Genomic DNA, 26,962 nt, shown 5'->3' with positions numbered 1-26,962 from the left:
CATGTCCGAGCGAAACGAATCCGCCGACCCGCAGGAAACCGGGCAGGCCCGGCCTCTGAGCGGAAGCGACCACGTCGTGCTGCGCCGGACTCTTCACGTCGTTCTGGCGCTGGCGCTCGTCCTCTATTTCATCGCTGCGGGACTGTACCTCGGCTTGCGCTATGTGGTGCTGCCGCGCGCCGACGCTTTCCGCCCGCGCATCGAAGCCGCCGTCTCTGAAAAGCTGCACGCGCAGTTCACCATCGGCAAGCTGGCGCCGCTTTGGAGCGGGTTCCAGCCAGGGCTCGACATCACTAACCTGGTGATTCGAGATCGTGACGGCAAACCCGCGCTCACCATACCGCACGCCACCGCGAGTTTGTCGTGGCGCTCGCTCTGGCAGTTCTATCCGACGCTCTCGAGCCTGATCGTCGATCAACCGGATGTGCTGATTGCGCGCGGCGGCGACGGGGAGCTCTCGGTCGCAGGCGTGCCGGTGCCGACCCGTCACAGCGGCAACGACACGTTGTCGACGTGGCTCGTGCGCCAGCAGGCGATCGTCGTGCGCGGTGGCGTGCTGCGCTGGCGCGACGTCCAGCGTAACGAGCCGGAACTCGCGCTGCGCGACATCCGCATAGCGATCCTGAACGACGGCTACGATCACCGCCTTGCCCTGCAGGCGCCGCCGGATGGCCGATTGCTTCACGGCCCAATCGATTTCCGCACGCATTTCCGGCACGCGCCGCTCGCGGCGATCGGCAAGCCGATCAACTGGAAGGGACAGGCCTATGTGTCGACGGGGCCGGTCGATCTGCCGACGCTTGCGCGTTACGTCAGGATTCCGATCGAAACGTTCGCCGGCCGCATCGACAACGCCATCTGGGTCGCTTTCGCCGACGGCCGCATGAAGTCGGCAAGCGGCCAGATGGCCGGCGCCGATGTCGCGTTACGCGTGCGGCCCACGCAGCCGAAGCTGCTTGTGCCGGTCGCCCATTTCGGGTGGCGCATGGAAGCCGATCAGGGCGACTACAAGCTTCAACTGAGTGACATGCGCGCCGAACTCGGCCAGCCGCCGCTCGAGGACGGCACGCCGCTTACGCGCACACTAACGTTCAGTACGCTCGACGGACACTATCGCAAAGCGTCGCAGCAAAACGGACAGCTCATGAGCGTGTCGGGCGACCGCGTCGACCTGGGCATTCTCGCGGAATTCAGCCGCGCGTTGCCGCTGCCGCGGCCCCTTCTGAACGGTCTCGTGCGCTACAACCCGCGCGGCATCGTTGCCAACTATCTGATCGAAGTGGAACGCGGCAAGCCGGAATCGGGCGAGCCTGGCGGCGACCGTCACGCGACGGGCGCCGAGCCAGTCGAGCGTTATCGCTTCAAGGGCGATCTGCAAGGCATCAGCTTCGCCGCGCAAGAACCGCCGCCTGGGCTCACCGCGCGCAATCACCCGCGTGCGGGCATTCCGGGTATCGAGAATCTTTGGGGCACTGTCGACGCCGATCAACGTCACGGCACGGCTTTGCTCGACACGTCCAATGTGGCGATCACGCTGCCAGGTGTCTTCGACGATCCGCGTCTCAAGCTCGACCATCTGCACGGTCGCGCCGACTGGACCATCGGCAAGAAGGCGCCCGGCGACAACCACCCGGCGTTCACAGTGAAACTGGCCGATTTCGGCGTCTCGAATGCAGACGTCGCGGCGAGCGCCACCGCCGACTACAGCAACCCCGGCCACGGCCGCGGCTCGCTCGACCTGAAAGCGGACTTCGAACGCGCGCAGGTCTCGCGCATCGCCCGTTATCTTCCGACCAGCATCAGCGAAAAGCTGCGCATCTATCTTGGTCACGGTTTGCAGGCCGGCATGTCGCGCGGCGGGACGATCGAGATACATGGCGATCTGACGAAATTCCCCTACTCGCGCGATCCCGACGCGGGCGTCTTTCACATTGTCGCGCCGTTCAAGGGCGGCAAATTCGACCCTTCGCCATACCCGCCGCGCAAGATGAGGAACGGCACGCCGAACGTGTGGCCGCCGCTCGACGGCATTGACGGCGTGTTCGAACTCAAAGAGAAGATGTTGCGCTTCGACATCGACCGCGCACGCTATAAACGCGTGGCGCTGCATGGCGTGAACGGCAGGATCGAGGACCTCGGCACGCGCGAGTCGAACCTCGTGATCAAGGGCGACGGGCTCGGGCCGCTCGCCGACATGCTCGACTACGTGAACGAAAGCTCGCTCGGCATCATGGCGCGGCACCAGACCGAGAAGATCCGTGCCGAAGGGCCGGCCTCACTCGCGCTGAAGCTGACGGTTCCGCGCACGCCCAAGCCGCATATCGGCGTGGAAGGCGCGCTTGGCTTCGAGAATAATCGACTGACGGTAGAAAACGTGCCGCCGTTGTCCCAGCTGAGGGGCAAAGTGCACTTTACCGAACGCAGCGCGCAGACCGACCGGCTCACCGCGCAGTTTCTCGGCGGCGATCTGCGGGCAAGCGGCGGACTGAAGCAGGACGGCACTTACGCTCTCGACCTGGACGGCCATCTCGCCGTCGATGCCGCGCGCGGTCTCGGCCTGCATGGTCCGGCGGCCCAGGTGCTCACGCGGATGAGCGGCAGCGCCCCTTACGCGCTCAATGTGAGCGGCGCAAAAGGCAGGCTGCCGCAACTCACCATGAACTCGGACCTGACCGGCCTCGCGCTCGACTTTCCGGCGCCGTTCAACAAGCCGGTCGGCACACCAATGCCGCTACGGCTCGCCGCCGGGCCGTCCACGGTTGCCGGCGAAAGCGGACTGGAGCGTGCGGAACTCAACTTTGGTCCGATCGCCGCGCGCTACTTGCTGGACTACAAGCCGAAAAGCCCGCCGACGGTGCTGCGCGGCGCAATCGGCGTGAACCGGCCGGCCGACCTGCCTTCGGAAGGGGTAATCGCCGCGGTCGACGTCGAAACGTTCGATGCCGACGCATGGCGCTTCCTTGTTACACAGATGCGCAACAAGGAAGCGCCTGCTGCAACGGCCACGCCTGCCACCCCCAACCCGACCGTCGCGCAGTTCCTGCCGAGCCGCTTCGCGCTCCACATCGGCACTTTGACGCTGCTCAAGCGCCATTGGGACAGCGTGATCGTCGGCGCTTCGCACGCGGACGGCATATGGCAGGCAAATATCGCGTCCAATCAGGTGTCGGGGCACGTTTCGTGGCTCCCGGGCGCCGACAAGGCGTCGCCGGGCACGCTGCAGGCGCGCTTTGCGCGCGTGGTGATTCCGTCGGTGGCCGACAAGGATCTGCTCGGTCAAGCTATCTCGGCTCCGGTGCAGAACATGCCGTCGATCGATCTGGTCGTGAACGAACTGATCGTGCGCGACCGCGATATCGGCCGGCTCGAAGTGCTGGCGCACAATTTCAACGAAGACGGCGTGCCCGTCTGGCAACTCGACAAGCTGGACATTGCAAATCCTTCGGCCACGCTCACCGCGACGGCGAACTGGCGCACCTCGACGGAACTGGCCAACTCCGCCGACGAGACCACGTCGCGGCGCACCGTCTTCGATTTCAAGCTCGACATCAAGGACGCGGGCGGGTTGCTCCAGCGCTTCGGCCAGCCGCGCACGCTGAAGGCGGGCAGCGGCACGCTATCGGGCAAGATGGTGTGGCGCGGTGGCCCGACCACGATCGACTACCCGACGCTAAACGGCAACATGGCCGTCGATCTTCGTCACGGCCAGATTCTCAAGGTCGATCCGGGCGTCGCCAAGCTGCTCGGCGTCCTCAGTCTGCAAAGCCTCGCGCGCTTCGCGACGCTGAACTTTCGCGACGTGATCGGCGAAGGTCTGCCGTTCGAGCACGTCACGGGAACCGCACAGATTCACAACGGCATCGGCCGCACCGAAAACTTCGAGATGGTGACCGCGCCGGCCCGCGCCGAAATGAAGGGCTCCGTCGATCTGGCTCAGGAAACGCAGGATTTGCATGTCCGGATCGTGCCGACGGTGAGCGCCGGCGCAGCGGTCGTCGCGGCCGCGGTAATCAATCCACTGCTCGGCCTGGGCGCGCTGGTGGCGGATCTGGCGTTCAGCCAATCGATCTCGCACGCGTTCGCGCGGGAGTACGCTATCACCGGCTCCTGGTCGAAACCGCACATCGAGCGGGTCAAGAACGATCGGGGTAAGATGGACGCTCCAGCTTCGACCGCGGTCGCTCAGTAAGCGTCTTCAGTTGAAGCTTTGGCTCAAGCTCCAAGTCGACGGCGGGTTCGACGCTGTCGGCGGGTTACGGATCGACCGAGCTCCGAACCCAGGTGCTGGAGCCAGCCACGAACGACGTATGCGGCGCCAGCATTTCGCGCCGCCGCCTTTGCCGGGAGTTTCTCGAAACGCTCATGAGCGAAACACACGTCTCTTCATCTTCGTCCCCTGCTTTGTCGGCCGCGCCAGGCGACTCGCAGCTTGCGCAGGCAAGCGGCACACAGAGCACGTTCCGCGTCGCGGCGCTGCAGATGGTGAGCACGCCGGACCGCGATCGAAATCTGGCCGACGCCGAGCGCCTGATTGCTGAAGCCGCGGCCGATGGCGCGCAGCTTGTCCTCCTGCCGGAATACTTCTGCTTCATGGGCTTCAAGGACACGGACAAGCTGGCCGTGCGCGAGTCTTACCGCGACGGCCCGATTCAGCGCTTTCTCGCGGATGCCGCGCGCCGTCACAAGCTGTGGGTGATCGGCGGCACGCTGCCGGTCACGGCGCCCGAGCCGTCGCGAGTATTGAACACCACACTCGTATTCGACGCGCGAGGACACGAGGCGGCCCGCTACGACAAGATTCATCTGTTCAACTTCGAGAAAGGCGAGGAATCGTTCGACGAGGCGCGCACCATCTGCCCCGGCGACGAGGTCCGCACCTTCCAGTCGCCCTTCGGCCGTGTCGGCCTGTCGGTCTGCTACGATCTGCGCTTTCCCGAGCTGTACCGGCGCATGGGCGATTGCGCGCTGATCGTGGTGCCATCGGCGTTTACCTACACGACCGGCCGCGCGCATTGGGAGATGCTGCTACGCGCCCGAGCCGTCGAAAACCAGTGCTATGTGCTAGCCGCGGCGCAAGGCGGCAAGCACGAGAATGGCCGCCGCACGTGGGGCCACAGTATGTTGATCGACCCGTGGGGTGAAATCGTGGCAGTGCGTGACGAAGGCGCCGGCGTGGTCGCCGGCACACTGGAGCGCACGCGTATCGACGAAGTGCGGCAGAGCCTGCCCGCCTGGCGTCACCGGGTGCTGAGCTAGACTCATTGACATTGAAACTGCGGCGCCCCTCACCCATATAGTGTTGGTAGTGTTGGTGGCGCTAACCGAATCCTTCGTATCGAGCAGAACATACTTCGCATGAATATCATCGAACCCGGTATCCGTAATCTCGCCACCGCCAAGGACATCCTCCTGACGCCCTACGGTCTCGACGAGTCCCTGCTCACCCGCACGCTGGCTGAGATCTTCACGCATCGCGTCGACTACGCGGACCTGTACTTCCAGGCAACCCGCAGCGAAGCATGGAGTCTGGAAGAAGGCATCGTGAAGTCGGGCAGTTTCAGCATCGACCAGGGCGTCGGCGTGCGTGCCGTGTCGGGCGACCGCACGGCTTTCGCGTATTCGGACGACCTGTCGCCCGAAGCCATCCGCCAGGCGGCCATTGCCACACGAGCAATTGCCAAGGCGGGCGGCGGCAAGCAGAAAATCAAGGTGGCGTCGTCGTTGACCGGCATTGCCGGGCGCGATCTGTACCTGCCCGCCGATCCTCTGCATTCGCTCGACGCGACCGCCAAGGTCAAGCTGCTCGAGCGCATCGAACACATGGCGCGCGGTCGCGACCGGCGCATCCAGCAAGTCATGGCGGGCCTCGCCGGTGAATACGACGTCGTGCTGGTTGCGCGCAGCGACGGCGGGTTCGCCGCGGATATCCGTCCGCTCGTGCGCGTGTCGGTCACGGTGATCGCCGAGCAGAACGGTCGCCGCGAGATCGGCAGCGGCGGCGGCGGTGGCCGCTTCGACTACAGCTATTTCACCGACGAAGTGCTGTCGCGTTACGTCGACGACGCGGTGCACGCAGCACTCGTGAACCTCGAAGCGCGTCCGGCGCCGGCCGGCGCGATGACCGTCGTGCTCGGACCGGGCTGGCCCGGCGTGTTGCTGCACGAAGCAATCGGCCACGGTCTGGAAGGCGACTTCAATCGCAAGGGGTCGTCGGCGTTTGCAGGACGCATCGGTGAGCAGGTCGCGGCCAAGGGCGTGACCGTCGTCGACGACGGTACGCTGCCGAACCGCCGCGGCTCGCTCAACATCGACGACGAAGGCAATCCGACGCAGTGCACGACGCTGATCGAAGACGGCATTCTCAAGGGTTATATTCAGGACACGCTCAACGCGCGTCTGATGAAGATGCCGGTCACGGGCAATGCACGCCGTGAGTCGTACGCGGCGCTGCCCATGCCGCGCATGACCAACACGTACATGCTCAACGGCGACAAGGACCCGCAGGAGATCATCGAATCGGTGAAAAACGGCTTGTACGCGGTGAATTTCGGCGGCGGCCAGGTCGACATCACCAACGGCAAGTTCGTGTTCTCGGCCTCCGAGGCGTACATGATCGAAGACGGCAAGATCACGTACCCGGTCAAGGGCGCGACGCTGATCGGCAGCGGTCCGGAGTCGCTGAAATACGTCAGCATGATCGGCAACGACATGAAGCTCGATTCAGGCGTCGGCGTGTGCGGCAAGGAAGGCCAGAGCGTGCCGGTCGGGGTCGGGCAGCCGACATTGCGCATCGACCGGATGACGGTTGGCGGCACGGCTTAATTGAACTCGCCGCATGATTCGTGCATCAACTGAGTGAATCATGCGGATTTTCCGCATTTTCTGGCCCCGGTGCTTGTCAGTCGAGCTTAGCCGGGTTATAAAGTCATTCACCCTTTTTGACCAGCGACTCCATTTCGCCATGTCCGCCAAGTTTTACTTTTACTTTTTCTGGTATCTCAGACCGCTGGCGGATCGAGAGGGGTGTTAGTGCACGTAGAACACCGAGAATTCCCGAAAAACCGCCAGCGAGTCTGGCGGTTTTTTTTCGCCTTCCGTCTTTGAACATTATGTTTTGCACGCAGCGCCTGCGCGAACACGCTACGAACCGATTCAGGAGAACAACATGCCCCCGCACAACACCGACGATGTCCGCATTCGCGAATTGAAAGAGCTCACTCCTCCCGCGCACCTGATCCGCGAATTTGCCTGCGACGAAGCGGTGTCCGATCTGATCTACAACTCACGCACCGCCATGCATCGCATTCTGCACGGCATGGACGACCGCTTGATCGTGATCGTCGGACCGTGCTCGATTCACGACACGAAGGCGGCGTTGGAATACGCTGGGCGCCTCGTCGAACAGCGCAAGCGCTTCGCGGGCGAACTCGAAGTCGTGATGCGCGTGTACTTCGAAAAGCCACGCACGACGGTCGGCTGGAAGGGTCTTATCAACGACCCGCATATGGACAACAGCTTCAAGATCAACGAAGGGCTGCGCACGGCGCGCGAGCTGCTGTTGCGCATCAACGAACTGGGGCTGCCGGCCGCCACCGAGTATCTCGACATGATCAGCCCGCAGTACATTGCCGATCTGATCTCGTGGGGCGCGATTGGCGCGCGGACTACCGAGTCGCAAGTGCACCGCGAACTCGCTTCGGGACTGTCGTGCCCGGTCGGCTTCAAGAACGGCACCGACGGCAATGTGAAGATCGCCGTCGACGCGATCAAAGCCGCGTCGCAGCCGCACCATTTCCTGTCGGTCACCAAGGGCGGCCATTCGGCGATCGTATCGACGGCGGGCAACGAGGATTGCCATATCATTCTGCGCGGCGGCAAGACGCCGAACTACGACGCGGACAGCGTCAACGCGGCGTGTTCGGACATCGGCAAGTCAGGTCTCGCCGCGCGCCTGATGATCGACGCGAGCCACGCGAACAGTTCGAAGAAGCATGAGAACCAGATTCCGGTGTGCGCGGACATCGGCCGGCAGGTTGCTTCGGGTGACGAACGAATTATCGGCGTGATGTTGGAATCGCATCTGGTGGCCGGCCGCCAGGACTTGCAGGAAGGCTGCGCGCTCACGTACGGGCAGAGTGTGACCGATGCATGCATCGGCTGGGACGAAAGCGTTGCCGTACTCGAAGGTCTCGCCGACGCCGTCAAGCAACGGCGCGTGGCGCGCGGAAGCGGCAACTGATTGCTGTTCGATTGCGTCGTGTGACGCAGTTCGCAGATGAAAAACCCGGCTCGACGAGCCGGGTTTTTTTCTGGCCAAACGGATGAATGTTGCTGGATGGACCGCCTCAGTTCCGTAGCAAGTCATCGTCGGTCTCAGCATGACTTGCGGTGAGCGGAAGCCGCCGGTTACGTTGACGATGTCGTGCGTGACTCGCGTCCCTTAAGCTTTTTTTGGAGCTTGCCATGTACGGCTACGTTTCACTCGACCACGCCCGAACCGAAGACTTCAGTGTGAATCCGCGCCGGGTCCACGCCGAGCGCCGCCAGCGCATCGCACTGCGCGCGCATGAAGGGCACCGGTCCACAGATGTAGTAGTCGGCGTCCGGCACGACGACCTGCTCGGCAATTCTTGCTACGTCGAGACGACCGTCGAAATCGTAGTCCACGCCCCGCCGGTCGCCCTCGCCGACCGCTTCGTAGAACACCACGCGCTTCACGTTCGAATGCGACGCGACCGTCTCGTTGAGCCACTGCCGGAACGCGTGCACGCGGCCGTTGCGGCATGCGTGAACAAAAGTCACGCTCCGCTCGCTGCCATCGGCGAGGATAGTTGACAGCATCGAGGTCATCGGCGTCACACCCACGCCGCCGCTCATCAGCACCACAGGCGTGGTTTTCTTGCGATCGGGCGTGAAGTCGCCCATCGGCGCGCTCACATGCACGACGGTGCCCTCTTCGACATCTGCGTGCAGCAGGTTAGACACGTGGCCGGGCGCTGTGTCTTCGCGGCCGTCTTCGCGCTTCACGGAGATGCGCAGCCACTTGCCATGCGGCGCGTCCGACAAGCTGTACTGACGCGGCTGATCGACACCCAGCTTGTCGACGAAACGTTTCACGCTCACGTACTGACCCGGTTCGAAGTCACACGCGGCCGAACCGTCGGCTGGCGTCAGATAGAACGACGTGATTTCGTCGCTCTCCACCTGTTTGCGCGCCACCTTGAACGGGCGGAAGCCGCTCCAGGCCGCACCTTCATACAGCTTCGCCTCGGTGCTCACGAAGATGTTCGCAAGCTGACCGTACGCGACTTGCCAGGCGTCGAGCGTGGGTTGATCGACCGCGTCGCCGAGCACGTCGACGATTGCACCCAGCAGGTGGCGGCCCACAATCGGGTAATGCTCGGGCCGGATGTTCAGGCTCGCGTGCTTGTTGGCGATCCGCGAGACAGTCGGGCCGAGCGCGCCCAGATTGTCGATGTTGGCTGCGTACGCATACACCGCGCGCGCAAGCGTCTCGGGCTGATTGCCGCTTTGCTGATGCGTCTGGTTGAACAGATTCTTCAGCTCTGGATGGTGCGCAAACATGCGCTTGTAGAAGTGCTTCGTGATGGTCGTGCCATGCTCAGCAAGCACGGGCACAGTGGCTTTGACGCGGGCAATCTGTTCGGCGGTCAGGGCGGTCATTTATACTTCTCCTTAAAGATGCATATAAGATACATCTTTAAGGAGTGACTTGCTCAGACAGATTGTCGCAGGCCACTGTCGCGTGCTGAAAGCGGCCGTGGCGCCTAGTTGTGCCCTCGATCCTGCTGCCAGAGCACGTCCGCGCCGCCGTCAGCGCGATTGAGCACGCGCGCGAGCACGAACAGAAGGTCCGACAGACGGTTCACATATTGTCGCGGCGCGGCGTTGACGGCCTCCTCGTCACCGAGGGCGACAATCGAGCGTTCGGCGCGGCGGCAAACCGTACGGCAAACGTGCGCGAGAGACGCCGCGCGCGAGCCTCCCGGCAAGATGAACTCCTTTAGCGGCGGAAGCGCAGAGTTGTAGTCGGCAAGCCAGCCGTCGAGTTGCGCGAGATGGCGGTCGGTGATCATTGTGTGACCGGGAATGCAAAGTTCGCCGCCCAAGTCGAACAAATCGTGCTGGATCGAGACCAGCGCCGCTCGCACGGCATCAGGCAAGGGCTCGCACAGCAGCACGCCAAGATTCGAATTGAGTTCGTCGACGTCGCCGATCGCCGCAATGCGCGCGCTGTCCTTGCGGACGCGGCGGCCGTCGCCGAGACCGGTGGTGCCGTCGTCGCCGGTACGAGTGGCAATCTTGCTCAGACGGTTACCCATGATTTCTCCCTGCACCAATGATGAAGTCCGCGCCGATAGCGTATCGGTCGCCGACTAAAGTCCCGGTTTCTTGCACTGTGGTGGCGGCAGATCGGTCACCGCATCATCTGCCGCCTCATCTCTGTCTTGTCACCGCGTTAACCATGTTGCGCGGAGGCAGTAGCCGCCGCCATTATAGGAGCGATAGCCGGCGCGAAGCCCCAGAAGCATGGGAGCGGCCCGCCCCCGGCAGAAAGCGATCGGCGTAAAATGAAGTGCCTGCTGCAAAAAGCAGCTTCGCCTGACAACGACTAACAGACCTGTTCATGGTGCTGACCGGCGTAAGTGCTGAAGCACTAACGTGGATGCACATTATTCATGGGACCGGCGTAAGTGCTGAAGCACTAACGCGAATGCACATTATTGATGGGACCGGCGTAAGTGCTGAAGCACTAACGTGAATGCACATTATTGATGGGACCGGCGTAAGTGCTGAAGCACTAACGCCGGTCGACACAGGAGACATGCGTGAATCATTCCGTTCCGCCGGCCGCGCTGCGCCGGCCATTCCCTGGCGAATTGCTGAGCGCGCTCACCAACGCGTTCGGTGAGCGCGTGTCGATCGCGCAAGCCGTGCGCGAACACCACGGCCGCGACGAATCGCCGTTCGATCCCCAACTGCCCGACGCCGTCGTCTTCGCACGCAACACCGAAGACGTGCAGACCGCCGTCAAGCTGTGCGGCCAGTACAACGTACCTATCATTCCGTACGGAAACGGCTCGTCGCTGGAAGGGCACCTGCTTGCGGTGCAAGGCGGCGTATCGATCGATCTGTCGGAAATGAACCGCGTGCTGTCCATAAACGCCGAAGACCTCACGGTCACCGTCGAGCCAGGCATTTCGCGCAAGCAGTTGAACGAGGCGCTACGCGACACCGGCCTCTTTTTCCCAATCGATCCGGGCGCGGACGCGAGCATTGGCGGCATGTCGGCCACGCGTGCGTCAGGTACCAACGCGGTGCGCTACGGCACGATGCGCGAGAACGTGCTCGGGCTCACCGTGGTGCTGGCCGACGGCCGCGTGATCAAGACGGGCACGCGGGCGCGCAAATCGTCCGCGGGCTACGACCTCACGCGTCTGTTCGTCGGTTCGGAAGGCACGCTCGGCGTGATCACCGAAGTCACCGTGCGCCTTTATCCGCAGCCGGAGGCCGTGTCCGCCGCTGTCTGCGCATTTCCGTCGATGGGCGACGCGGTTCGCGCCGTCATCGAAACAATTCAGATCGGCGTGCCGATTGCGCGCGTGGAATTTGTCGACGCGCTCGCGATCCGCTCGATTAACCGGCATTCGAATCTCACGCTGCGCGAGGCGCCCACACTGTTCTTCGAATTCCATGGCACCGAGGCCGGCGTGAAGGAACAAGCCGAACTCGTGCAGGAACTTGCCGCGCAGAACGGCGGTGAAGGATTCGAATGGGCGACGCGTCCGGAAGACCGCAGCCGTCTGTGGAACGCGCGTCACAATGCCTATTTCGCCATGCTGCAACTGAAGCCCGGTTGCCGCGCCGTCACGACCGACGTCTGCGTGCCGATCTCGCGGCTCGCCGAATGCGTCGTCGAAACGGAACAGGACTTGAAGGCGTCGCCGCTGCCCTGCCCGATTGTCGGCCATGTCGGCGACGGCAATTTCCACGTCGCTATCCTGATCGATCCCAACAAACCGGAAGAACTTGCGGAAGCCGAGCGGTTGAACCATCGCATCGTGCAGCGCGCGCTGCGCATGGACGGCACCTGCACCGGCGAGCATGGAGTCGGTCTGCACAAGATGGATTTTCTACTGGAAGAACATGGCGACGTTGCGGTAGACACCATGCGCTCTATCAAACACGCGCTCGATCCGCAGAATCTGATGAACCCCGGCAAGATTTTCAGCTGGGCCGCCTGACGCGTCGTTTCAAGGCGCGTGGTCGGGAACGATTGAGCAGGACTGAACGCGGCTGAGCGTTATCGAGCCGCGGCGGCCGCAAACGGGCCGCCACGCAAGCGCCGGATAGCGCTGGGTGAAAACAGGAGGAGACGACTCACATGAATGCACCCGCCGAACTGTCAGCAGAGGTTCTCGCCCAGCGCCAGCGCGAAGTCGTGCAGGCGCTGATGGCGGTGTTGCCGAACCACTGTCTGCTATATCGCGACGAAGATACCGTCGCGTACGACTGCGACGGCCTCGCCGCCTATCGCCGTCTACCGCTCGCCGTCGCGTTGCCGGAAACGGAGTCGCAAGTGCAGCGCATCGTGCAGATCTGCCATCGTCTCGGGGTGCCGATCGTGCCGCGTGGCGCGGGCACGGGCCTGTCCGGCGGTGCAATGCCGATTCGCCACGGCGTGGTGGTATCGCTCGCACGCTTCAGGAAGATCATCGAGGTGGACTCGTACGCGCGAACCGCCACGGTGCAACCGGGCGTGCGCAATCTGTCGATTTCCGAAGCCGCCGCGCCTTACGGTTTGTACTATGCGCCGGACCCGTCGTCGCAGATCGCCTGCACGATCGGCGGCAACGTGTCGGAGAACTCGGGCGGCGTGCATTGCCTCAAGTACGGCCTCACCGTGCACAACGTGCTGCGCGTGCGCGCCGTGACAATGGAAGGCGAAATCGTCGAGTTCGGCTCGCTCGCGCCCGACGCGCCCGGCCTCGATCTGCTTGCGGTGCTGATCGGCAGCGAAGGCATGTTCGCGATCGTCACCGAGGTCACCGTCAAGCTGATCCCAAAACCGCAAACGGCGCAGGTCATCATGGCCAGTTTCGACGACGTCGTAAAAGGCGGCGATGCGGTCGCCGGCATCGTTGCCGCGGGCATCATTCCGGCCGGCCTCGAGATGATGGACAAGCCGGCCACGCGCGCGGTCGAGGAATTCGTCCACGCGGGCTACGATCTCGACGCGGCGGCAATCTTGCTGTGTGAATCCGACGGTACGCCCGAAGAAGTCGCCGACGAAATCGTCCGTATGACCGCAGTGCTGCGCGAGCACGGCGCAACGCGTATTCAGATTTCGCGCACGGAAGGCGAGCGGCTGCGCTTCTGGTCCGGCCGCAAAAATGCGTTTCCAGCTGCGGGCCGGATTTCGCCGGACTACTACTGCATGGACGGAACCGTGCCGCGCCGCAGTATCGGACCGCTGCTTTCCCGCATCGAGGAAATGGAGAAGAAGTACGCGCTGCGCTGCATCAACGTCTTTCATGCGGGCGACGGCAACATGCATCCGCTGATCCTCTTTAATGGCAACGACCAGGATGAATGGCACAGAGCCGAGGCATTCGGCTGCGACATCCTCGAAGCGTGCGTCGAATTGGGCGGCACAGTGACGGGCGAGCACGGCGTCGGCATCGAGAAGATCAACTCGATGTGCGTGCAATTCTCGCCGGAAGAGCGGGATGCATTTCACGCGGTCAAACGTGCGTTCGATCCGCCCGGTCTGCTGAACCCGGACAAGGGTATCCCCACGCGAGCGCGGTGCGCCGAGTACGGCAAGATGCATGTGCGCGGTGGTCTGTTGCCACATCCGGAACTGCCGCGCTTCTAGCGCCAGGCAATACGCATAGCCCGCCGCGGCGGGCTATGCCGCCATTCCACCCTGATTACCCGATGCGGGTCCGCTCCGGGTTGTCAGCGAGCCCCCGCCCGGTACAATCGATCGAAACATAACGAAGCAGGGCATCATGGAAGAGGACGACATCGTCGCCATGTGGTCGGAACGCGTGCGTTCCGCCAGCGCCGCAGGCCGCGCGTTGCGCGTTCGCGGCGGCGGTACGAAAGACTTTTACGGTCAGACGCTGGAAGGCGAGATCCTCGACACGCGCGCTTATCGCGGCATCATCGCTTACGACCCGGCGGAGTTGGTCATCACCGCGCGCGCCGGCACGCCGCTGCTCGAAATCGAGGCGGCGCTGGCCGAACACCATCAGATGCTCGCCTTCGAGCCGCCGCACTTCGGACCGCAAGCCACCTTCGGCGGCTGCATCGCTGCGGGCATCGCCGGCCCGCGCCGTCCGTCGGCCGGTGCGGCGCGCGACTTCGTACTAGGTGCGGTCATCATGAACGGCCACGGACAAGCGCTGCATTTCGGCGGCCAGGTGGTGAAAAACGTCGCTGGCTACGACGTCTCGCGCTTGATGGCGGGCTCGCTCGGCACGCTGGGGCTCATCCTCGAACTCTCGGTGAAGGTGCTGCCGCAACCGCAGGCCGAAGCCACGCTCAAGTTCGACGTAAACGGCACCGACGCTGTCCGTAAGCTCAACGAATGGGGCGGCCGCCCATTGCCGATCACCGCGAGCGCGTGGCGTCACGGCACGCTCGCGGTACGTCTCGCGGGCGCAGAGAGCGCGGTCAAGTCGGCGCGTGCGTCGCTGGGCGGCGAGGTTGTCGATGCGGTCGAGGCAGAGCGCTTCTGGGCAGGCCTGCGCGAGCAGACCGACACGTTTTTCGCCGCAATTCCGCCGAAAGCCGCGCTGTGGCGGCTCGCGCTGCCGTCCATCACCGAGCCGCTTCAATTGCCCGGTGCTCAATTAATGGAATGGGGCGGCGCGCAGCGCTGGTGGATCACGGACACCGACGCGCAAACCGTGCGCATCAGCGCCAAGCAAGCCGGCGGTCACGCGACCATCTTCCGCACTGGCCACGGCTATGACCGCGGAGCCGGGGTGTTCACACCGCTGCCCGCGCCGCTGATGAAAATCCATCGCGGCCTGAAAACCGCTTTCGACCCGGCCCGCATCTTCAATCACGGCCGTCTCTACCCCGACTTCTGAGCGCGCGATGCAAACTAATCTCGCGGACTTCATTCGCAACACGCCCGACGGCGACGAAGCCGACGCTATCCTGCGCAATTGCGTTCACTGCGGCTTCTGCACGGCCACGTGCCCCACCTATCAACTGCTCGGCGACGAACTCGACGGCCCGCGCGGCCGCATCTATCTGATCAAGCAGATGGTGGAAGGCGCCGAAGTCACGCGTAGCACGCAGGTTCACCTCGACCGCTGCCTCACTTGCCGCAATTGCGAATCGACCTGCCCGTCCGGCGTTCAGTATGGCAAGCTGGTAGAAATTGGCCGCAAGATCACCGAGAAAAAGGTGACACGCCCGCTCGGCCAGCGTCTCACGCGCCGCTTCCTCGCGAGCTTCGTGCCGAACAGCGCGCTATTCACGCCGGCCATGCGTCTCGGCCAGCATTTCCGGGCGCTGCTGCCGCGAAAACTGCGCGACAAGGTGCCCGCGCGGCAGCGTCCGCTCGAGTGGCCGACCGCAACGCACACGCGCAAGATGCTGATGCTCGCGGGCTGCGTGCAACCGTCGATGATGCCCAACGTCAACGTCGCCACCGCGCGCGTGCTCGATGCGCTCGGCGTGCAAACGCTCGTCGCGCCCGACGCGGGCTGTTGCGGTGCCGTGCGCCTGCATCTCGGCTACAACGACGAAGCGCTCGTCGACATGCGCGCCAACATCGACGCATGGTGGCCGTATGTCGAACAGGGCGTCGAAGCGATCGTGATGAACGCGTCGGGCTGCGGCGCGACCGTCAAGGAATACGCGCACCTGTTGCGCCATGACCCGGCCTATGCGGAGAAAGCGCGCCGCATCGTCGAATTGACACGCGACATTGCCGAGATCCTGCCGGACTTCGAGGAACAACTCGCGTCGATCACGCGCCGCCGCGCGATCCACACGGTCGCTTTTCATCCGCCCTGCACGTTGCAGCACGGACAGCAGGTGCGCGGCACAGTGGAACATCTGTTGACGCGACTCGGCGTGGAAGTGCGCCTGCCCGCCGACAACCACCTTTGCTGCGGCTCGGCCGGCACTTACTCGCTCACGCAGCCGAGGCTCTCGTATGCGTTGCGGGATCAGAAGCTCGAGCGGCTGCACGCGCAGGAGCCGCAAATGATCGTGTCCGCGAATGTGGGCTGTATTTCTCACCTGCAGAGCGGCACGTCCACGCCGGTCGCGCACTGGATCGAATTGGTGGAGCACATGCTGTCCGTATAATCGGGGCATCGACTTCCGTCCGTTCCCGTTCGTTCCATGCCCGATCTGATTCATAACCTCGAAGCGGTGAAGCAGCGCATCGCAATGGCCGCACACGTGGCCGGGCGCGACGCGCGTTCCATCGCGCTTCTCGCGGTCTCGAAAACTTTCCCCGCTGAAGACGTGCGCGCGGCGCACACCGCCGGTCAACGCGCGTTCGGTGAAAACTACGTGCAGGAAGCGCTCACGAAGATCGAAGCGCTCGCCGATTTGCGCGGCTCGCTCGAATGGCATTTCATCGGGCCGTTGCAATCGAACAAGACCCGTCCGGTGGCCGAGCAGTTCGACTGGGTGCATTCGGTCGATCGCCTCAAGATCGCACAGCGGCTTTCCGAACAGCGGCCCGATAATCTACCGGCGCTGAACGTCTGCCTGCAGGTCAACATTAGCGGCGAGAGCTCGAAAAGCGGCGTGAGCGTCGAGGAAGCCGCCGAAGTCGCCCGGCAAATCGCCACGCTGCCCAAGCTGAAGTTGCGCGGCCTGATGGCGATTCCCGAACCGGTCGGCAGCATCGACGAACAGCGCGTGCCGCATCGCCGGTTGCGCGAGCTGTTCGAGCGTCTGCGCGACGACGGTCTCGCGCTCGACACGCTCTCGATCGGCATGTCGGGCGACCTGGAGGCCGCGGTACTCGAAGGCGCGACCATCGTGCGCGTGGGCACTGCCATTTTCGGCGCGCGCGATTACTCGAACTAGCGGTTGCAAGGGCGGTTTCAACTACGGTTGCAAGCTCAGTTGTAAGCGCGAACTCATACGTTCAATCAAACCTTCCGGAACATCATGAAAATTGCTTTTATCGGCGGCGGCAACATGGCTGCGGCGTTGATCGGCGGCCTTATCAAGCGTGGCGTCGCGCCCGCCGATCTCTATGCGATCGACCCTAACGACGGCGCGCGCAAGCGTAACGAAGAACAGTTCGGTATCAAAACCGGCGCCGCCGCCGACGCGGCGCTCGCTGCGTATGACGCCGTCGTGCTCGCGGTGAAGCCGCAAATCCTGAAGAGCGTTGCGCAATCGCTCGCGCCGCATCTCAAGGCGTCGCAACTGGCAATCAGCATTGTCGCCGGCATCCGCATGGACGACATGTCACGCTGGCTGAACGGCCATACGCGGATCGTGCGCGTCATGCCGAATACGCCGGCGTTGATTGGCATGGGCGTCGCCGGATTGGCCGCAACGGCAAGTGTCGACGAAGCGGGCCGCGCGCTTGCATCGCAGGTGCTAGGCGCCGTGGGTGAGACGGTATGGTTCGACGACGAAGCGAAAATCGACGCCGTCACCGCCATTTCGGGAAGCGGCCCGGCCTACGTGTTCTATTTCATCGAAGCGCTGCAGGAAGCCGCGCGTCAGCTCGGCATGAATGAAGCGCAAGGCCGCGCGCTCGCCGTGGCGACCTTCACGGGAGCCGCGCAACTTGCAGCCAATTCGGACGAGCCGCCGAGCCTGTTGCGCGAACGCGTGACGTCGAAGGGCGGCACGACTGCGGCAGCGCTTGCCTCGTTTGACGCAAGCGGCGTGAAGGAAGCAATCATTCGCGGGGCGCTCGCCGCCGATGCTCGCGCGAAAGAAATGGGCGACGAGTTCGGTAAGCAATAAGCGCGGCTATCGCCGGTTCGCCAGTTACGGTCTATCGGCTTACTACCTGCTGCAATGGAATAAGCCGTGCGACGCGGAGTCGGGTCAACCCGCTCCGCGTTCAGCGAAAAGAGTCATGCGGCAAATGGGCAGCCCTCGCCAAAAGTCAGAACGAGGCCACCGCATAATGCGCGGCAATGCCCACGAACAACGCGCCGCCCAGCCAGTTGTTGTGCCGGAACGCCGCGAAGCAGGCCATCCGCTCACGGTTGCGAATGAGCGTGTAGTGATAGACCGCGCAGCCCGCCGCAGCAACCCAGCCTAACCAGTACAGAACGCCGAAACCCAGTATCACGCCGATGCCGACGTAGATTCCAAGCGTCACCGCATAGCAGAGCATGATCGCGGCCACGTCGAAGCGGCCAAAAGTGAGCGCCGAAGTACGGATGCCGATTTTGATGTCGTCGTCGCGATCGACCATTGCATATTCGGTGTCGTAAGCGACCGACCAGAACACGTTCGCGAGCAGCATGACCCAGGCGAGCATCGGCACGTGGTTCTGCACGGCCGCGAACGCCATCGGAATGCCGAATCCGAATGCGATACCCAGGTACGCCTGCGGAATCGCGAAGAAACGCTTGGTGAACGGATATGAGCCGGCAACGAACAGCGCGGCCACCGACAACTCTTTCGTCAACGCATTGAGCGGCAGAATCAGCAGAAAAGCCAGCAAGGACAAACCGGCGGCGAGCGCCACCGCTTCCCATGCCTTGACCTTGCCTGACGTGATCGGACGATTCTCAGTGCGCTTCACGTAGCGGTCGAAATCGCGATCGGCGTAGTCGTTGATCGCACATCCTGCGGAGCGCATTAGCACGGTGCCTACCGTGAAGATGACGAGAAGCGGCCACGACGGATGACCGTCGGACGCGATCCACAGCGCGTTGAGCGTCGGCCACAACAGCAGCAGACTGCCGATAGGCTTGTCCATACGCACAAGGCGCAGATAGAGCGGAAGTCGGGCAAACATGGCGGACTCTGTAAAAGCGGGCGGAATGCGGAAACTGTGCCGCCATTTTACGGGATGCAGCCCGCGCCGAGCGTCGTGCGGCCCGCACCTTGAACGCTCATGCCGCGACAGCGATTGCGAAAGCCGCGCCGCAAAAAACAAAACCTCCCGCGAGGGGAGGCTTTGATATATCCGGCTGTATCGGAGCGCGTCTGGACGTTTTCGCCTGTGCCGGCCGATTTCCGTTCCGGGAACCGGAATCGGATCCTGCCCCGGCCGGCGATGGACCGGCAAAAGAACGACCGCAGCGCGAGATCAGGCCAGCATCGAGCGCAACATCCACGCGGTCTTTTCGTGCGTCTGCATACGCTGCGTCAGCAGGTCGGCGGTCGGCTCGTCGTTCGCGGCTTCCGTCGACGGAAAAATTGCGCGCGCGGTGCGTACCACGGCTTCCTGACCTTCCACCAGCTGGCGGATCATTTCCTCTGCAGCCGGCACGCCGTCCGCTTCGGGAATGGACGACAACTTCGCGAAATCCTTGTAGCTGCCCGGCGCATGCACGCCAAGCGCGCGAATCCGTTCAGCGATCGAATCGACGGCGAGTGCCAGTTCGTTGTATTGCGTTTCGAACATCAGATGCAGCGTGTTGAACATCGGACCCGTCACGTTCCAGTGGAAGTTGTGGGTCTTCAGGTACAGCGTATAGGTGTCAGCGAGCAAACGCGACAGACCTTCCGCAATCTTCTTGCGGTCCTTGTCGCTGATTCCGATATTGACGTGTTGTACAGCTTCTTTTTTGGCCATGATGACTCCTTTGAAGAGTGATACGAACCGGTGGCAAAGTAACGGCGTGCTATGGATTGACTGACGACGAAGCCGGTAGAGCGGGCGCTCGACAGTTTATCGTAGAAAGGTGCTGGACTCGTGTGACGCGTGGTCACTACGGCGCGCGCTAGCGGGCGCGCGGTGTTCTGCGCGGCTCGCAACGGTGGCCTGCCCGGCGCGCCATCACACGCTGCTACGCGCCTACACGGGCCCGCTGTTGCATGTCGCTGCCTGCCATTGCCCGCTTACCCTCCCACTGCATGCTGCAGCACCTGCGCCGCGATAACCGCGAGTCCGCTCGTCACGATCGCGAAACCCACGGCTCTGCGCAATCCCAGCGCGTAGTGCAGCTGCGCGCGGTGAGCAACCCGTGATTTGCCCGCAGTGGCTTTCATCATCTCGATCATCAGCGTGCTCCTCGGTTAGCGCCGTTTACTCCGTTCACCCTTCGCGGGACGCCTACGCGTCCCGCTCGTGCTGCCTGGTTACTTCTTGCCGCCTTCCGCGAGTTCTGCCATCGCAGCGATCACGCCTTCGGCATAAGCGGGATCGATACGACGGAAATGCTCAACCGCGCGCGCAACGATGTCTTGCGGTACGCCGTTGATGTGCCGCGCAATGTTGCCGAACAACCGCTCGCGTTGCGCCGCGTCAAGGAGCGCAAACAGCATGCCCGGCTGCGTGTAATAGTCGTCGTCCGCGCGATGATCGTAGCGATCGACCGCACCTGCTGCGAGTGCGGGCTCCAATGCATTGGTGTCCTGCGCGAAGTCGCCGAAGCGGTTCGGCTCGTAGTTCACGTTGCCGCCGAGGTTGCCGTCCGTACGCATTGCCCCGTCGCGATGGAACGAATGCGGGTTCGGCACGCGCGACGCATTCACCGGAATCTGGTGGTGATTGATGCCGAGACGATAGCGCTGCGTGTCGCCGTATGAGAAGAGACGCCCCTGCAACAGCCGGTCTGGCGAGAAACCAATGCCGGGCACCACATTGGCCGGCGTGAACGCTGCCTGCTCCACATCCGAGAAATAGTTGGCCGCGTTGCGGTTCAATTCGATCGTGCCAACGTCGATCAGCGGATAGTCTTTCTGCGACCACACCTTCGTGATGTCGAACGGGTTGAAGCGATACGCTGCGGCTTCCGCCTCCGGCATGACCTGGATCGCAAAGCGCCATTTGGGGAAGTTGCCCGCGTCGATGTTGCCCACCAGATCGCGCTGCGCACTTTCACGGTCTTGCGCGACGACTTGCGAGGCTTCGCCATCGGTGAGATTTTCAATGCCTTGCTGCGACTTGAAGTGGAACTTCACCCAGAAGCGCTCGTTGTTCGCGTTGATGAACGAGTACGTGTGCGAACCGAAACCGTGCATCTGACGGTAGTTTTTCGGAATGCCGCGGTCGCTCATCAGGATCGTGACCTGATGCATCGACTCCGGATGACGCGTCCAGAAATCCCACGCGGCGATGTTGCTGCGCAGGTTGGTGTACGGGTCACGCTTTTGCGTGTGGATGAAGTCCGGAAACTTCAACGGATCGCGAATGAAGAACACCGGCGTGTTGTTGCCCACCACGTCCCAGTTGCCTTCTTCGGTGTAGAACTTGATCGAGAAGCCGCGCACGTCGCGTTCAGCATCCGCCGCGCCGCGTTCGCCCGCGACCGTCGAAAACCGCATGAACAACGGCGTTTCCTTGCCCACTTCGGCGAACACTTTGGCCTTCGTGTAGCGCGAAATATCGTGAGTTACCTTCAGCGTGCCGAACGCGCCCGAGCCCTTTGCATGAACGCGGCGCTCGGGAATCACTTCGCGGTCGAAGTGAGCGAGTTTTTCGATCAGCCAGACGTCTTGCAGGACGACCGGGCCGCGCACGCCGGCTGTCATCGAATTCTGGTTATCGGCGACGGGCGCGCCGGCGGCATTGGTGAGCTTCTGTTCTGACATGCGGAACTCCTGGATGGTTTTCGTTGGAAAAGGAATGCGGGGAGAAGCGCGGCAAAGCAATGCCGAAGGCTTATGTGAACAATCAGGCCGACAGAGCGCGATCGACGAGGAGAGAAAGCGCGACCGCGCGCATACCGAGCATGGCGGCGGCAAAACCGGTATTGGCGCCGGCTGGGTCGGTGGCGAATGTCTGAGTTTGCGGCGAGTCTGATTGAGTCATAGTGTCCTCCGGGCCTTGGGGATCTTGCGATCCATGGAGGACACTATATCAATGCTATTGGAATTGCGTGTTTTATAAATTTAATCTATCCAATAGGCGCACCCTGGCGCACCCTAGCGCAGATTGGCGCGCCGCCGCCAAGCGAAACGGGCGCCGCGGCGAGAAGCCGTCAGCGCCCGTGCGCCTTGCCGCCGTTCAGTTCACGGCGACCGGCAAATCCAGCTTTCTGACGCCCGGCAGGTCGCAGGCGCTGATTGCGTCGCAAATCGCGTCGATGGCGGGCATCCGCGTAAAGCTCTTGCGCCACGCCAGCACGACGCGGCGATCGGGCACCGGCTCGCCGAACGGGACATAGGAAAGCAGCCCCGAGTCGATGCCGCCCGCGTACGGCTTCACCTCGTGCACGGACATGCGCGGCAACACGGTGATGCCCACGCCGCTTGCGACCATGTGGCGAATTGTTTCGAGCGACGATCCTTCGAACGTTTTCTGGATGCCGTCGGCGTTCTGCGAGAAACGCATCAGTTCGGGACAGACACCCAGCACGTGATCGCGGAAGCAATGGCCGCTGCCGAGCAGCAGCATGGTTTCCTGCTTGAGATCGTCCGCGTCGATCTTCTGACGGTTTTCCCACGCGTGACCCGACGGCAGCGCGACGACGAACGGCTCGTCGTAGAGCGGGCGCAGCATCAGTCCGGTTTCGGGGAACGGCAGCGCCATGATTGCAACGTCGATCTCGCCCTGCTTGAGCAGTTCGATCAGCTTTAGCGTGTAGTTTTCCTGCAGCATCAGCGGCATTTGCGGAACGCGCTTGATCATCTGCTTGACGAGCGTGGGCAGCAGGTACGGTCCGATCGTGTAGATCACGCCGAGGCGCAGCGGCCCGACGAGCGGATCTTTGCCCTGCTTCGCGATTTCCTTGATGGCGAGCGTCTGTTCCAGCACCCGCTGAGCTTGCGTGACGATCTGCTCGCCGATCGGCGTGACGCTCACTTCACTCGTACCGCGCTCGAAAATCTGTACGTTGAGCTCGTCTTCGAGCTTCTTGATGGCCACCGACAAGGTCGGCTGGCTGACGAAACACGCTTCGGCGGCCCGGCCGAAGTGCCGTTCGCGGGCAACGGCAACGATGTACTTCAATTCGGTGAGCGTCATTGGGGGACCAATCAGTGCAGTGGATTCGATAGGTTTCAGTTATACACCCATAGGGTCGGTTCGCCAACCCGGTACGCGGGCTTTCAATATCCGCGAAACGCGCCACGGGTGCGCCCCCCAGGCGAAGGCCGACGGTCGGTGCGCCCGGTCATGCCTTCAGATACTGCTCACGAGCCCCCAGCCAGCGCGCCAGATGCTGCGTGACGACATCCGGATACGTCTCCAGCAACGCCGCAGCCGCTTCGCGCGCGGGCTCGATCAGCCATTGATCGTTCTGCAGATCGGCAAAGCGGAGCATCGCCGCGCCGGATTGGCGCGCGCCGAGGAACTCGCCCGGGCCACGAATTTCCAGGTCCCGACGCGCGATTTCAAAGCCGTCCGTCGTTTCGCGCATGGTCTGCAGGCGCGCGCGCGCCGTCATGGACAACGGTCCGGTGTACAGCAGCACGCACACCGACGCCGCGCTGCCCCGCCCGACACGCCCGCGCAACTGGTGCAACTGTGCGAGGCCGAAGCGCTCGGCGTGCTCGATCACCATCAGCGACGCATTGGGCACGTCGACGCCCACTTCGATCACCGTCGTCGCGACCAGCAACTGCACTTCGTTGCGCGTAAAGGCGTCCATGACAGCCGCTTTTTCAGCCGGTGCCAGCCGCCCGTGCACGAGTCCGACGTTCAGTTCAGGCAGCGCTGCGACCAGCGTTTCGTAGGTCTCGACCGCGGTCTGCAGTTGCAGCGTTTCGCTTTCCTCGATCAGCGGACAGACCCAGTAGACCTGACGCCCGGTCAGCGCGGCCTCGCGCACCCGGCCGATCACCTCTTCTCGGCGCGCGTCGGACACGAGCTTGGTCAGGATCGGCGTGCGCCCGGGCGGCAATTCGTCGATGGTCGATACGTCCAGGTCCGCGTAGTAGGTCATCGCGAGCGTGCGTGGAATCGGCGTGGCGGACATCATCAGTTGATGCGGCTGAAAATCGCGCGCGCCGTCGGCGGCGTTCTTCGCTTTTGCGCGCAACGCCAGCCGCTGCGCGACGCCGAAACGGTGCTGTTCGTCGACGATCACGAGCCCGAGACGCGCGAACTCCACAGCGTCCTGAATGATCGCGTGCGTTCCGATCACGAGCTGGGCAGTGCCGAGCGCCGCGGCTTCGATCGCGGCGCGTTTTTCCTTGGCCTTCAGGCTGCCGGCGAGCCACGCGACGTTCACGCCGAGCGGCTCCAGCCAGCCGCGCAACTTGCGCGCGTGCTGTTCGGCGAGGATTTCGGTCGGCGCCATCAGCGCGGCCTGATAACCGGCGTCGATAGCCTGCGCGGCGGCCAGCGCGGCGACAATTGTCTTGCCGCTGCCGACGTCGCCTTGCAAGAGCCGCTGCATGGGATGCGGCTGCGTCAGGTCGAGAGCGATCTCGCCGCCAACTCGCTCCTGCGCGCGGGTCAGCGAAAACGGCAACGCCTCAAGCAGACGCGCGACCAATGCGGATTCGTCGCCCAGCTTCCGGCGCGGCATGGCAGGCGCCGAGCGCGTGCGGCGCTCTTCGTGCGCGCGCTTGAGCGACATCTGCTGCGCAAGCAATTCCTCGAATTTGATGCGCACCCATGCCGGATGTGTGCCGTCGATCAACGCGGTTTCATCGGACTGCGCGCCGGGATGATGCAACGTGCGCACCGCGTCCATCAGCGAGGGCACGCCGAGCGGCTGCAACCATTGCCGCGCGACGGCCTCGGGCAGCAGTTCCGGCAAAGACGTGCGCGACAGCGCGTTGTCGATCGACTTGCGCAAATACGCCTGCGTCACGCCGGCTGTACTGGGATAGACCGGCGTGAGCGCTTGCGGCAGCGGTGTGTCTTCGTCGACCACACGCACCGCCGGATGCACCATCTCCATGCCGAAGAAGCCGCCGCGCACGTCGCCGCGCACTCGCAGCCGCGCACCGATCGCCATCTGCTTGACCTGCGAACCGTAGAAGTTCAGAAAACGCAGCACGAGTTCGTCGCCCGCGTCGTCGCGCAATTTGACGAGCAACTGCCGACGCGGACGATAGGCGATCTCGTTGTCGAACACGACTCCCTCGGTCTGCGCAATGCCGCCTGGCAGCAGGTGGCCAATTGGCGTCAACGAAGTTTCGTCTTCGTAGCGCATCGGCAGATGCAGCACCAAGTCGATGTCACGCGTGAGACCGAGTTTGGCGAGCTTGTCGACGGGTTTAGCGGACGCTTTCGCCGATGACTTCGCCGCCGATTTCGCCGACGCGCTCGCTTTTCCGGCCGCCGCCTGCAGTGCGGGGGCGGTCATTCCCTCTGGTGTTTGCTGACGCGCCTGCTGCGATGTGCGCCGGGACGCTTCATCAGGCGCTTCATCAGATGTCTGGTCCGCTCGCTTCACAGCGCGCGCCGTCCGCCTGGGTTGCGCCGTGCCGTCGGCCTGCCCGCTTGCGTCCGCCGACGTGCCGCGTCGCGCAACCGGGGCTGCCGGTTCGGCGCTCACTTCATCGGTAGCGGAGGGCAATCGGCGGTCGGACAAAGGCATGGGCTGCTTCGCAAGTACAATATCGGCTGTCAAAAGTATCGAAGGGCGCGTCGCTATCTGGCTGGCGCGCAAGCGCGGGCTCGCGGCACGCTGCGGCGCCCCGCAATCATAGCCGCCCGGCTCGGCCTTCGGCTCAATTCAGTCTCCATTCGCTTCCAGTCGTTCGCATGTTCAAGCTTTCCGATTTCGATTTCGATCTGCCGCCCGAGCTGATCGCGCAAGTCGCACTACCCGAGCGCAGCGCCAGTCGGCTGCTTCAGGTGGACAACGCGGCCCATGCCGACGGCGCCACGCGTCTCGTCGACCGCCGCTTCGCCGAACTGCCCGAATGCGTTTCGGCCGGCGACCTGCTGGTCTTCAACGATACCAAAGTCCTGAAGGCGCGCTTCCTCGGCCAGAAGGCCAGTGGCGGAAAGATCGAAGTTCTGGTCGAGCGCCTCACCGGCGAGCGCACGGCGCTCGCGCAGATCCGCGCGAGCAAGAGCCCGCAGGAGGGCACGACGATCCGTCTCGCCGATGCGTTCGACGTGACCGTCGGCGAGCGCGTCGAGCCGTTCTACACGCTGCATTTCCCCGACGACTGCCTGACGCTGATCGAGCAGTTCGGGCGTTTGCCGCTGCCGCCGTACATCGAGCACGACCCCGACTCGACGGACGAAACCCGCTATCAGACCGTGTTCGCGCAAAATCCCGGCGCGGTCGCGGCGCCCACGGCGGGCCTTCATTTCGACGACGCGCTCCTCGCGCGGCTCGACGCCGCTGGCGTTGAGCGGGCCACACTGACGCTGCACGTCGGCGCCGGTACGTTCCAGCCGGTGCGCGTCGAGAACCTGGCCGAGCACAAGATGCACAGCGAGTGGTATCACTTGCCGCAGTCTCTAGCCGACAAAATCGCGGCGACGAAGGCGCGCGGCAACCGCGTGATAGCAGTGGGCACGACGTCCATGCGCGCACTCGAAGCCGCCGCGCGCGACGCCGAAGCGGCCGGTCGCCCGCTTGCTGCGGCGAGCACCGAGACAGACATTTTTATCACGCCGGGTTACCGGTTTCGCGTCGTCGACCGGCTCGTGACGAACTTTCATTTGCCAAAGTCGACGCTGCTGATGCTGGTGTCGGCATTCGCGGGCGTCGAGACGATTCGCGCCGCGTATCGCCATGCGATCGAGGAGCGTTACCGCTTTTTCAGTTACGGCGACGCGATGCTGTTGACGCGGCGCGACGACCGAGCCGTCTGACGCGCCGTCCACGGGTTTGCAGTTTCCTCAGCCGCCGAACATCTTCGGCGGCGTTTCATTGTTTGCGCCGGACTGTTT

General features: G+C 63.4%; 21 protein-coding genes. 11 read left to right on the top strand and 10 right to left on the bottom strand.

Translation table 11 applies throughout. The annotated features are described in order from the left end of the window. Position 1 precedes the first annotated feature (1 nt). The 3 genes from OH764_RS02285 to tldD all read left to right on the top strand — a co-directional run bounded on the left by OH764_RS02285 (position 2) and on the right by tldD (position 6,822). Positions 2 to 4,189 carry a YhdP family phospholipid transporter gene (locus OH764_RS02285; RefSeq protein WP_498847889.1) on the top strand — a complete coding sequence of 1,396 codons (4,188 nt, stop codon included), beginning with the start codon at positions 2 to 4 and terminating at the stop codon, positions 4,187 to 4,189. Between the two features lie 173 nt (positions 4,190 to 4,362). Further along, entirely contained in the window at positions 4,363 to 5,256 is an 894-nt protein-coding gene (locus OH764_RS02280) for a carbon-nitrogen hydrolase family protein (protein WP_498847888.1), read from the top strand. A 99-nt stretch (positions 5,257 to 5,355) separates the two neighbouring features. Further along, on the top strand, positions 5,356 to 6,822 hold the full coding sequence (gene tldD / locus OH764_RS02275; RefSeq protein WP_088173110.1) for a metalloprotease TldD: 1,467 nt from the start codon (positions 5,356 to 5,358) through the stop codon (positions 6,820 to 6,822). A 103-nt stretch (positions 6,823 to 6,925) separates the two neighbouring features. Here tldD and OH764_RS02270 read toward each other — a convergent pair whose 3' ends face one another. Continuing rightward, entirely contained in the window at positions 6,926 to 7,108 is a 183-nt protein-coding gene (locus OH764_RS02270; protein ID WP_169740531.1) for a hypothetical protein, read from the bottom strand. Between the two features lie 57 nt (positions 7,109 to 7,165). Between OH764_RS02270 and aroG the strand changes: the two genes are divergently transcribed. Then, complete coding sequence (gene aroG, locus OH764_RS02265) at positions 7,166 to 8,239, top strand: 3-deoxy-7-phosphoheptulonate synthase AroG (RefSeq protein WP_020069697.1); 1,074 nt, start codon at positions 7,166 to 7,168, stop codon at positions 8,237 to 8,239. A 239-nt stretch (positions 8,240 to 8,478) separates the two neighbouring features. On the opposite strand, the gene hmpA is transcribed toward aroG, so the two are convergent. Both hmpA and OH764_RS02255 read right to left on the bottom strand, forming a co-directional pair. Further along, entirely contained in the window at positions 8,479 to 9,684 is a 1,206-nt protein-coding gene (hmpA, locus tag OH764_RS02260) for an NO-inducible flavohemoprotein (RefSeq protein ID WP_498847887.1), read from the bottom strand. Between the two features lie 104 nt (positions 9,685 to 9,788). After that, a complete protein-coding gene (locus OH764_RS02255) occupies positions 9,789 to 10,343 on the bottom strand; it encodes an ATP:cob(I)alamin adenosyltransferase (protein ID WP_498847886.1) in 555 nt (184 codons plus the stop codon). A 507-nt stretch (positions 10,344 to 10,850) separates the two neighbouring features. Here OH764_RS02255 and OH764_RS02250 point away from each other — a divergent pair. The 6 genes from OH764_RS02250 to proC all read left to right on the top strand — a co-directional run bounded on the left by OH764_RS02250 (position 10,851) and on the right by proC (position 17,994). Continuing rightward, on the top strand, positions 10,851 to 12,266 hold the full coding sequence (locus OH764_RS02250) for an FAD-linked oxidase C-terminal domain-containing protein (protein WP_498847885.1): 1,416 nt from the start codon (positions 10,851 to 10,853) through the stop codon (positions 12,264 to 12,266). A gap of 140 nt (positions 12,267 to 12,406) precedes the next feature. Then, entirely contained in the window at positions 12,407 to 13,900 is a 1,494-nt protein-coding gene (locus OH764_RS02245) for an FAD-binding oxidoreductase (RefSeq protein WP_498847884.1), read from the top strand. Positions 13,901 to 14,036: 136 nt separating this feature from the next. Then, complete coding sequence (gene glcE, locus OH764_RS02240) at positions 14,037 to 15,125, top strand: glycolate oxidase subunit GlcE (RefSeq protein WP_498847883.1); 1,089 nt, start codon at positions 14,037 to 14,039, stop codon at positions 15,123 to 15,125. 7 nt (positions 15,126 to 15,132) lie between these two features. Next, positions 15,133 to 16,359, top strand: coding sequence for a glycolate oxidase iron-sulfur subunit (glcF, locus tag OH764_RS02235; RefSeq protein WP_498847882.1), 1,227 nt, complete (start codon positions 15,133 to 15,135; stop codon positions 16,357 to 16,359). Between the two features lie 36 nt (positions 16,360 to 16,395). After that, entirely contained in the window at positions 16,396 to 17,094 is a 699-nt protein-coding gene (locus OH764_RS02230; protein ID WP_498847881.1) for a pyridoxal phosphate-binding protein, read from the top strand. Between the two features lie 84 nt (positions 17,095 to 17,178). Next, positions 17,179 to 17,994, top strand: a complete 816-nt coding sequence (gene proC, locus OH764_RS02225; RefSeq protein WP_498847880.1) for a pyrroline-5-carboxylate reductase — start codon at positions 17,179 to 17,181, stop codon at positions 17,992 to 17,994. Between the two features lie 145 nt (positions 17,995 to 18,139). On the opposite strand, the gene ubiA is transcribed toward proC, so the two are convergent. The 7 genes from ubiA to recG form a co-directional block, all read right to left on the bottom strand. Further along, the gene (ubiA, locus tag OH764_RS02220) at positions 18,140 to 19,003 is read right to left on the bottom strand and encodes a UbiA prenyltransferase family protein (protein ID WP_498847879.1); all 864 of its coding nucleotides are present in this window, start codon (positions 19,001 to 19,003) and stop codon (positions 18,140 to 18,142) included. Positions 19,004 to 19,297: 294 nt separating this feature from the next. After that, entirely contained in the window at positions 19,298 to 19,786 is a 489-nt protein-coding gene (locus tag OH764_RS02215; protein WP_006047907.1) for a Dps family protein, read from the bottom strand. Positions 19,787 to 20,052: 266 nt separating this feature from the next. Further along, positions 20,053 to 20,214, bottom strand: a complete 162-nt coding sequence (locus OH764_RS02210; RefSeq protein WP_498847878.1) for a hypothetical protein — start codon at positions 20,212 to 20,214, stop codon at positions 20,053 to 20,055. A 78-nt stretch (positions 20,215 to 20,292) separates the two neighbouring features. Beyond that, positions 20,293 to 21,747, bottom strand: coding sequence for a catalase (locus OH764_RS02205; protein ID WP_498847877.1), 1,455 nt, complete (start codon positions 21,745 to 21,747; stop codon positions 20,293 to 20,295). 82 nt (positions 21,748 to 21,829) lie between these two features. Beyond that, entirely contained in the window at positions 21,830 to 21,967 is a 138-nt protein-coding gene (locus OH764_RS02200; RefSeq protein WP_498847876.1) for a hypothetical protein, read from the bottom strand. Positions 21,968 to 22,162: 195 nt separating this feature from the next. Next, positions 22,163 to 23,122 carry a LysR substrate-binding domain-containing protein gene (locus tag OH764_RS02195; RefSeq protein WP_498847875.1) on the bottom strand — a complete coding sequence of 320 codons (960 nt, stop codon included), beginning with the start codon at positions 23,120 to 23,122 and terminating at the stop codon, positions 22,163 to 22,165. 148 nt (positions 23,123 to 23,270) lie between these two features. Then, positions 23,271 to 25,649 (bottom strand): ATP-dependent DNA helicase RecG, encoded by a 2,379-nt coding sequence (gene recG / locus OH764_RS02190; RefSeq protein ID WP_498847874.1) that lies wholly within the window; start codon positions 25,647 to 25,649, stop codon positions 23,271 to 23,273. A 167-nt stretch (positions 25,650 to 25,816) separates the two neighbouring features. Here recG and queA point away from each other — a divergent pair, with 167 nt between their 5' ends. Continuing rightward, positions 25,817 to 26,884 (top strand): S-adenosylmethionine:tRNA ribosyltransferase-isomerase, encoded by a 1,068-nt coding sequence (gene queA, locus OH764_RS02185; RefSeq protein WP_498847873.1) that lies wholly within the window; start codon positions 25,817 to 25,819, stop codon positions 26,882 to 26,884. Positions 26,885 to 26,962 lie beyond the last annotated feature (78 nt).

Origin of the sequence: Burkholderia sp. M6-3 (assembly GCF_050858985.1) — a bacterium.
Classification (GTDB): Bacteria; Pseudomonadota; Gammaproteobacteria; order Burkholderiales; family Burkholderiaceae; genus Paraburkholderia; species Paraburkholderia caledonica.
Note: the sequence above shows the minus strand (reverse complement) of the source record. Positions and strands in the feature narration are given on the sequence as shown.